8 protein-coding genes are annotated in these 6,205 nt (G+C 42.0%); 4 read left to right on the top strand and 4 right to left on the bottom strand.

Going from position 1 to position 6,205, the window contains the following annotated elements; genetic code table 11:
- Positions 1-17 precede the first annotated feature (17 nt).
- On the top strand, positions 18-149 hold the full coding sequence (locus tag RIM23_RS04165) for a glycine zipper domain-containing protein (RefSeq protein WP_157453318.1): 132 nt from the start codon (positions 18-20) through the stop codon (positions 147-149).
- Here the strand turns inward: RIM23_RS04165 and RIM23_RS04160 are convergent.
- The gene (locus tag RIM23_RS04160; RefSeq protein ID WP_446364714.1) at positions 142-294 is read right to left on the bottom strand and encodes a hypothetical protein; all 153 of its coding nucleotides are present in this window, start codon (positions 292-294) and stop codon (positions 142-144) included. The two genes, RIM23_RS04165 and RIM23_RS04160, sit on opposite strands and share 8 nt — an antisense overlap.
- Positions 295-793: 499 nt before the next feature.
- On the opposite strand from RIM23_RS04160, the gene RIM23_RS04155 reads away from it, so the two are divergent.
- Complete coding sequence (locus RIM23_RS04155; protein WP_446364712.1) at positions 794-2,029, top strand: GTPase; 1,236 nt, start codon at positions 794-796, stop codon at positions 2,027-2,029.
- Positions 2,030-2,110: 81 nt separating this feature from the next.
- Here RIM23_RS04155 and RIM23_RS04150 read toward each other — a convergent pair whose 3' ends face one another.
- Positions 2,111-2,536: a PIN domain-containing protein gene (locus RIM23_RS04150; protein ID WP_446349131.1), complete on the bottom strand. Its 426-nt coding sequence runs from the start codon at positions 2,534-2,536 to the stop codon at positions 2,111-2,113.
- Positions 2,537-2,545: 9 nt separating this feature from the next.
- Positions 2,546-2,851 carry a type II toxin-antitoxin system Phd/YefM family antitoxin gene (locus tag RIM23_RS04145; protein WP_446364709.1) on the bottom strand — a complete coding sequence of 102 codons (306 nt, stop codon included), beginning with the start codon at positions 2,849-2,851 and terminating at the stop codon, positions 2,546-2,548.
- A 295-nt stretch (positions 2,852-3,146) separates the two neighbouring features.
- Between RIM23_RS04145 and RIM23_RS04140 the strand changes: the two genes are divergently transcribed.
- On the top strand, positions 3,147-3,590 hold the full coding sequence (locus tag RIM23_RS04140) for a DUF29 domain-containing protein (RefSeq protein ID WP_446364707.1): 444 nt from the start codon (positions 3,147-3,149) through the stop codon (positions 3,588-3,590).
- A 185-nt stretch (positions 3,591-3,775) separates the two neighbouring features.
- Here RIM23_RS04140 and RIM23_RS04135 read toward each other — a convergent pair whose 3' ends face one another.
- Entirely contained in the window at positions 3,776-5,119 is a 1,344-nt protein-coding gene (locus tag RIM23_RS04135) for a MurT ligase domain-containing protein (RefSeq protein ID WP_446364705.1), read from the bottom strand.
- A 218-nt stretch (positions 5,120-5,337) separates the two neighbouring features.
- Between RIM23_RS04135 and RIM23_RS04130 the strand changes: the two genes are divergently transcribed.
- Positions 5,338-5,946: a thylakoid membrane photosystem I accumulation factor gene (locus RIM23_RS04130; protein WP_446364703.1), complete on the top strand. Its 609-nt coding sequence runs from the start codon at positions 5,338-5,340 to the stop codon at positions 5,944-5,946.
- Positions 5,947-6,205 lie beyond the last annotated feature (259 nt).

Genomic DNA, 6,205 nt, shown 5'->3' with positions numbered 1-6,205 from the left:
AAAGAAGTTATAAGTCAATTGTAGGGGCGGGTTTAGGCACAATTGTAGGGGCGGGTTTAGGCACAATTGTAGGGGCGGGTTTAGGCACAATTGTAGGGGCGGGTTTAGGCACAATTGTAGGGGCGGGTTTAGGGAATCAATTCAGCTAGTCACCGATAACGGAACAACAAAACCCGCCCTCCTCACCGATAACGGAACAACAAAACCCGCCCTCCTCACCGATAACGGAACAACAAAACCCGCCCTCCTCACCGATAACGGAACAACAAAACCCGCCCTCCCCACCTTATTCATAAGTCATGAAACAGAACATGAAATCGAATACCACTTTTACTGCTTTTTGTCAAAAAAAGATTTTGATTTTTACAAAAATACATCTGTCGAACCCCAACGGGTCTGAGCGCAAGAAATACAGCTTTTTGACGCAAAATCAACAGTTTCAGCTTACGATCAGGCGACTTTTCCTAAAAATGCACATAATAAAGACCCATTATTAGTATAGACAAATCGCTGAATCCACGCAATTTCGTTGCTTATTGCAAATAATTCTCACAGTTTTTTTGCCCATTAAGTTCTGTTAAGCAATAAATATCAAATCAAATCTCACGCTCGTTAAAAGTTTTAGTTATACTTGCACCGTACCTAGGGATCAAAAACTGTAGGGGCGCATGGCGTGCGCCCGATTCAATGGTTACATCTAATCCACCCTAAAATGTAGTACGATAGATGACAGAGTCAGCTCTGGGAACATTAAAACCCAAATGACCGTTGCTATGCAGTAGGAGTAGCATACATGGAATCCGAAACCAAAAGAATATTAGTAGACCTTGCGACACAAGGAAACCCAGCAGCAATTGCTACACTACTCAATCAAGCTTTCCTACCACATGAAATAAGTGTTAAAGTATCGATCAATCACAACGTCCTAAAAATTGTCTTAGTATCGGAAGGAATCACTGATCAGACAACACTCATTTCCTGCTTAACACAAGAATTGTATCAGTTAAAAGAAATACCTTTTGAAAAATTTAAACTACATTGTCATAAGAAAAACAAAAGTTACACAAAAAACCAACGTTTAGCAAAAACTCAATATAATATCTGGACATACGAGCAAAATATTCCAAAAAATAATCAACAAGAAAAGACAGTACAAGATTTTTCGGGAAACTCCAAAACCAAAGAAAACAAACAAGAGAAAACTGGAAATAGAGAAGCTAAGAAAAGGAAAATTTCACAATCGGAATTTCAAGAAGCTTTACAAATATCTGGCGCAGTAGCAAGACAAGCCTATAGTACCAATATTGCTTATACTGATAAAGTAGAAACACTAATAAATTCACTTAATGGTAATCTTCAACATAATAATTTTAGTTCCTCAAACTCACAAAGCAAAAGGGATGAAAAGGTTTTTAATGATCTTGTGGATGCTGTAGGAAAAATACTAGACAACGATCTTCAAGCACTACGTTCATCATTAGACAAAAAGAAGAAACACTTAGAAGATTATACAATTGCTTTATTTGGTCGAACGAAAGCAGGCAAAAGTACCATCCGTGAAGCGTTAACTCAGGGAGATGGCAGCACAATTGGAAAGGGCGCACAACGTACTACTAGAGAAACCTATGAATATCGTTGGCAAGGTTTAAGATTAATAGACACTCCTGGTATTGAAGCTTATCGAGGAGAAGAAGATACTGAGAAAGCTAATGAAATCATTGATCAAGCAGATATGATTTTATTTTTAACCAGTGACGAGTCTGTTCAACAAGGCGAATTTGAACAAATGGCAAAACTTAAACAAATTAATAAGCATTTTGTTGTTTTGCTTAATGTAAAGGAAAATCTAGATCGATCTCAACGATTACAGCGTTTTTTACAAAAGCCTGAAAAAGTATTTGATGAGGAAAGGCTACTACAACACCATAGCCATCTTGTCAATCACATTCAAGAGTATCTTTCATTAGAACATATAGACATCATTTTTGCTCCTTCCTTGCACACCTTAATTGGTGGATTAGCATTGTAGGGACGCAAGTACCTGCACTCAGTTTAAACGTCAAATCTATTCCACAATTTTGGTTCTGAACAGTTGGGGTGGGTAATTAATTTACGATGACAAGTATAAATGAACGCGGTCACTCGTCCAAGTCGCGACACCCGCACCAAAAAAGTCTGTGTCTTCTGTCCAAATGGGACAATCCAAGGTTAAAGCAAGGGCAACAATCGTCCAGTCGTTAATATCTCTCATGGCGATTCGTTGTTTGGCTTGTTCTTCGTAGAAGCTGTATAAATCATAATCCACAACTTCGATGAGACAGGTTAACTGCTCTAAGACATCGAGAGCTTCCTGTGCAGGTAAGTTACGCTTTTCAAATAACGGTGGGAGGTATTTCCTGGCATCTAAATAACACTCATCTGGGGTAAAAAATTGGGTGGTTGCGATATGCTCTTCTAATAGTCCTCGAACTTTTCTCCCTAAAACAGCGCGAACTAAGATATTTGCATCCAGAACAATTTGTTTCTTGGTTGACATGAAAAGGATTTAGGCTTTATTTTTGCGAAGTTGGCGAAATTCTTGCACCAGTTCATCTTCACTGATTCCTTGCTCAGCTAGTAAAGCATCAAGTTTGGCTGCTGCTTGTTTGAGGGCTTCTAGTTCAGCTTTGACGGGCTCTTGATGGGCAGGGACAAAATACCCAACGGTTTGTCCGTTACGCATCACAGCAACGGGAGAAGCAGCGTCTATATACTTGGCTAAGTTTTGCCTGAACTCCCGAACACCAATTCTTTCTACCATTTCACTCTCTACTTTTGATTTGTGTATCGTTGTGTACACAAATTCTAGCATAGGTTTCGATCTCAACTTCTTTGGGTAGTGCCTTTGCTTAACAGTTTAGCCGTCTGGATAGCAGGAAGTATGGGATTACAACCCTCACCCAACTGAGCTGGAAAGTGTTTAGCTAAATGCTAACTATAAATCAAAATTGTAATTTGTTCTTCGTCATTTATCATTTATTGGGAGCAGATCTACAATAGTAGATGGGTTTGAGGAACGAAAACCAACGACAACGGGTTAACTTGGACATTGTGTGCTGTCCCATGACAGGCTTCCCATGCTCGCAGAGGTAAAAATGATGGTGAACATGAACTTAGCTTCACTTTATGACATTGAATATGACCAATGGTTAACCCAAACCATTAATTTGTTAAAAGAAAACCGATTCAATGAGTTGGACAAAGACCATTTAATTGAGGAGTTGGAATACTTGAGTCGGCGAGAGAAAAAAACAGTTGAACAGTTTCTAGAACAAATTATCCGACATTTGCTACTTTGGCAATATTGGACGGCAGAACATGATGATAATGCCAATCACTGGCCAGCAGAAATTATGAGCTTTAGAACCCAAATTAATGAAGATTTAACCCAAAAATTCCGAAATTACCTCCAAGAAAACCAAGTCAAAATTTATGAAAAAGCATTAAACTACGTGAAACAAAAGACCGGATGCGAGGTCAATTTTCCCGAAAACTGCCCTTATACCCTCGACCAACTACTAGAGATGAACTGGCTACCAGAAAAAAGCTAAAATCACTGTTTTGGTCAGATGCGTTAATGACCTGACTTTTCACTCTAAGTTTAGAAACCTGAGTTGGGGCGGGTTTAGTTAAATCTGGTTACAACCGAAAAGATAGTTGTGAAACCCGCCCCTACAGAGGCACCACATACCGTGAAAGTTAGGTTAATGACCCATAACCAATCACCAAGGACAACTCACAAAATCTGCCGTCCTGTCAGTAATCCTCGCACTTCTAACATGGCAGAATAAGTGGGTAAAATATGCAATGTTTCATCTGTAGGTGTATGCGCCAATGCCGTCTGAATTGCTTCTTGTAAATCCTCTTTAATAATTAACTCACAAGGATGTTCTGCCTCAGATTGAGAATACTTGAGGCGCAATGCCATATCATAAACGCGATCGCCACTAACCACAATCGTCCCCCCTAACGCCACCAGCTTCTCGGTATCCACGTCCCAAATCCAAGACACATCGGTGCCATCTGGGGTACGGTCATTCAATACGACTAACTTGGTCGATGCGCCCCCCTGTTTTTGGATATCATGCACCGCCCGGATGGTTTCATTCATTCCTACCGGATTTTTCGACAACAGAATTCGCACATTCTTCCCTTGAACCTCTAATTCCTCGGCTCGTCCAAACGCCGCCTTGAAGGTTTTAACCGTATCGTAAATATCCGCCCGTTCAATACCCAATTCCTCTGCCACTAATCCAGCCGCCAGGGTATTATATTTGTTATAAATACCAATTAAGATTTGGGGCCACTCCTGACTATTTACGGCTAAGGAACTTTTCTTAAAGCCGCAACTCGCGCAATGGTAGTCCCCTAAATGAGACAAGTAAACCCCCTTGTAATCCAGAGGATAACCGCAACTGGGACAGTAAATCGAGTCTACGGCATGGGGAATTTCTTCCAAATAGCGATCAGGTTCATTTAAACCGAAAAATCGCACCGTTTGCGATAACTGCTGACCGAGATAACACAGCGTCGGATCATCAGCATTCAAAATCACCCGCGTTTGGGCAGGAAGCGGTGCGATCGCGTCCATCCAGCGCTGACTAATCGTATCCACTTCCCCGTAGCGATCGAGCTGATCACGAAATAGATTTAAGCCCACAATCACCTGAGGCTGGCAATCCGGCAAGAGCAACGGTAATATATTTTCATCCACTTCCAAAATGGCATAATCGGCATCGAGCAAACCCACAACATTGGTATGCTCCATCAACGCCGTCACCAACCCATTAATCAAATTCGCACCCGTGACATTATGCGCCACTCGCCACCCCTGACGCTCCAACAGAGTCCGCAACAATAAAGCTGTCGTAGTTTTCCCATTCGTCCCCACAATCAGAATCACCCCACGCCTCACCTGTGCCAAGAGCAACGGTAAAGCATGAGGTTGAATTCTGCGGGCAATTGACCCTGGCAATACACTAGCTGCCCCTAAACGGAATCCTCGCACCAACGAGGTAACCGTTTTAGCCGCGCCTACCGATAAACCCAGGCGCACTTGATCTAGCACTGATCGACTCACATCCACACTCCTCCCAGACGGGGCAGCTTTTCGGTTCGCTCTTGCTTATACTAGGCTATCTACTCACCTATTTATGGCTCGTCAGTATATTATTCTACCTATTTGACTTTATTGGGATTGTGTGATGATACGCATTTATTCACGCGATCGCTTGAACTCGTCAGGCAATCAGCGATAATCAAAGACAGGGGATTTCATCTGAACTAACTTTGTGTAATATGACCTTTGACTCATTACCCGTTCTCAGTCAACATCTAACCAATCGCTATTCTTACAAACGTCTCATTGCCCAATGTCTGGTCACTCTGATTGCTGTCCTCGGCTGTTTGCTATTATCAACACCATTAGCCCTAGCCGAACTCAATGATGACCACTTTGACGGCAATATCTTTGCCCTCTATGCCGGGAATGGTTCCCTCGTCCCACCCCGCGTCACTCTGGCAGACTCGCTGAAAGCCCATAAACCTGCCTTGCTGGTGTTCTATATCGATGACAGCACAGATTGTAAGAAGTTTTCCACAGTGGTGTCCCAGTTACAAGCGCCTTATGGACGGGCGGCGAGTTTTATCCCGGTTAACGTTGATACTCTGTACGACAAACCCAGTGATGACCCAATGCAACCGGGCTACTATTATGAAGGGTTAGTTCCCCAAACCGTTCTCATTGACCAAGAGGGTGAGGTGAGATTGAATCAAACGGGACAAGTCAACTACGAAAAAGTTGATGATGTCTTTCGGGAGGTTTTTGACTTACTCCCCCGTTCTGAATCCCCAGAATTAAAACGGCGACCGATTAACGAGATTAATACGGAATTAAGCCAAAATTAATGCTCTGTGAGAGTTTGGGGAAAAGTATCCAAAATATGCAATTATAAAGTAATTCAAGTTTTGGCAGAGTACCTATCTCAATTTTCCCCTGCACCAGGAGCATCCCTGCTGTCCCAAGCTACCAAAACATCATAGAAGCTGAGAGCCACCGTCTTTTAAGCGGTGGATGAAAGCGACTTGAAGGATTTATCCTTCTGTTTACGGATTAAGTCTACAAAATGGTGTATAAATAGTGTAGGAGGTGATGAACAAGTGTTAA

It is taken from the genome of Coleofasciculus sp. G3-WIS-01 (assembly GCF_040223135.1).
GTDB lineage: Bacteria > Cyanobacteriota > Cyanobacteriia > Cyanobacteriales > Coleofasciculaceae > Coleofasciculus.
This window is presented reverse-complemented; position numbering and strand designations above follow the sequence as displayed.

Bases quoted from the DNA above. Each gene is read 5' to 3' on its own strand.
- RIM23_RS04160 (WP_446364714.1), bottom strand. From the start codon at position 294: ATGAATAAGGTGGGGAGGGCGGGTTTTGTTGTTCCGTTATCGGTGAGG.
- RIM23_RS04155 (WP_446364712.1), top strand. From the start codon at position 794: ATGGAATCCGAAACCAAAAGAATATTAGTAGACCTTGCGACACAAGGA.
- RIM23_RS04150 (WP_446349131.1), bottom strand. From the start codon at position 2,536: ATGTCAACCAAGAAACAAATTGTTCTGGATGCAAATATCTTAGTTCGC.
- RIM23_RS04145 (WP_446364709.1), bottom strand. From the start codon at position 2,851: ATGCTAGAATTTGTGTACACAACGATACACAAATCAAAAGTAGAGAGT.
- RIM23_RS04140 (WP_446364707.1), top strand. From the start codon at position 3,147: ATGAACTTAGCTTCACTTTATGACATTGAATATGACCAATGGTTAACC.
- RIM23_RS04130 (WP_446364703.1), top strand. From the start codon at position 5,338: ATGACCTTTGACTCATTACCCGTTCTCAGTCAACATCTAACCAATCGC.